This window comes from Bartonella sp. AD328YNZD (genome assembly GCF_042196425.1).
On sequence record NZ_JBHIQG010000479.1, the window covers coordinates 1 to 1,476 of the forward strand.

The 1,476-nt window shown below is 46.3% G+C and carries 3 protein-coding genes; all 3 read left to right on the plus strand.

Features of this window, described 5'->3' with window-relative positions; genetic code table 11:
• Positions 1-103: 103 nt before the first annotated feature.
• Positions 104-244, plus strand: coding sequence for a hypothetical protein (locus tag ACFIO3_RS12995; RefSeq protein WP_375614893.1), 141 nt, complete (start codon positions 104-106; stop codon positions 242-244).
• Entirely contained in the window at positions 228-626 is a 399-nt protein-coding gene (locus tag ACFIO3_RS13000) for a hypothetical protein (protein WP_375612308.1), read from the plus strand. Before ACFIO3_RS12995 ends, ACFIO3_RS13000 begins: the two co-directional genes overlap by 17 nt.
• Positions 626-1,476 (plus strand): ParB/RepB/Spo0J family partition protein (locus ACFIO3_RS13005; RefSeq protein WP_375617383.1); only part of this gene is annotated, 851 nt, incomplete at its 3' end. The genes ACFIO3_RS13000 and ACFIO3_RS13005, both read left to right, overlap by 1 nt.

Consider the following 1,476-nt stretch of genomic DNA (forward strand, 5'->3'; position numbering starts at 1 on the left):
GCATTCTGCTTTGCGCGGTAATGCTGCTTGAACTTCGTTACACGGCTTTGCGTTTTTGCGCATTTGCCATGAATTTATTACCATAAGATGAAAAGGTTTATCAATGTCTAAAGATCAATACGAAATAGGCAAGATAAATTGCATAGAGTTGCATCATAGAACAGCCGTTTGGATGGCTTGGTTCTGGCGATTAGGGGGTAATCATATTGTTTTTATAGGGGGTGGTTATGGTTGCTGCTTGTAATTTATGGACCCCAGAAGCCAGAAGCGATATCGTTAATCCTTATTCAGAAGTTGAACGTTTGGAAGCTATGCTTGCCTGTTCTTTTAAGGCGGTGAGTAGTGGATTTAAACATTTGCCAATCCGGTATATTATTGACCCTCCGCACTGCTTATTTGATGCGGCGTTAGCACGACAGATTGTTATTCATATTTTGCATTATCAGTTTGAGGTGCCGCGGCGGCGTCTTGTTGCCATGCAAGAGCGTGAACGCACTGCTGTTGCTCGTTCTTTGCGTACCATTAACCGGCGTTTGGAAGAACCCGTTTTTGCGAAAGCTTATCGAAGATGGGCGGGGCGTGCGATGGATTTATTCTTTAAAGAGATCAGAAAGGCGGGGGCGTGATGGCACAGTTTCAAAAGCTTGCTCTTGATGTGATTGTGGTGCCGGAGCGTATACGCCCTGTGGATGATGAGCATGCCAAGGCACTTGCACAATCAATGGCGCGGGAGGGATTGATGAATCCGATTACGGTGCGCCATACCCCCAATGCTAAAGAGGGCAATTATACGCTTATTGCTGGTGCGCATCGGCTTCGTGCTGCTGAGCTTTTGGGCTATAGTGACATTGATGCCGTTGTGGTGCAGGCTGATAAAGAGAATGCTGCGCTTTTAGAAGTGGCTGAAAACCTCTTTCGCAATGAATTGTCTGTTATTGATCGTGCCTTGTTTGTGCAGACGTACCGCGAATTGTGGGAAAAGAAGTATGGGGAGATTAAGCGTGGTGGGGACGGTAGTAATCAACATAAAGTCAAAAAAGAGCAATTGGGACAAGTTGTCCCAATTGCTCAAAGGGACAGCAATGCAACTTCAGATCACAATAAAATCGGGAGTGAAGGGGACAAAGTGGCAAAGGGACAAGTTGACCCTTTGCCAAATGATGGTGACTTAAATGGCAAAGTGCAAAGTTTGCACTTTGCCAAACATGTGGCGGACCGCATTGGTTTGTCTCCAAAATCAGTAAGACGTCTTAACAGCATTTCTCGACATTTACAGCCAGAATTACGCTCTGTTTTGCGGGGGACAGCCTTGGCAGATAATCAAGCGCAGTTGTTGAAGTTGGCGAAGATGGAGCCGGTTGCGCAACGGCGTGTGGCAATTGCTTTGCAACAGGTTGAGGGGGATTTACGGCGGGCTGTTGATTTGGTCAATGGGGTTAATACGCCGCCGCAAATTAATGAACAGGAACGGATTTT

Coding starts and splice junctions, on each gene's coding strand:
- ACFIO3_RS12995 (WP_375614893.1), top strand. CDS start 104: ATGTCTAAAGATCAATACGAAATAGGCAAGATAAATTGCATAGAGTTG.
- ACFIO3_RS13000 (WP_375612308.1), top strand. CDS start 228: ATGGTTGCTGCTTGTAATTTATGGACCCCAGAAGCCAGAAGCGATATC.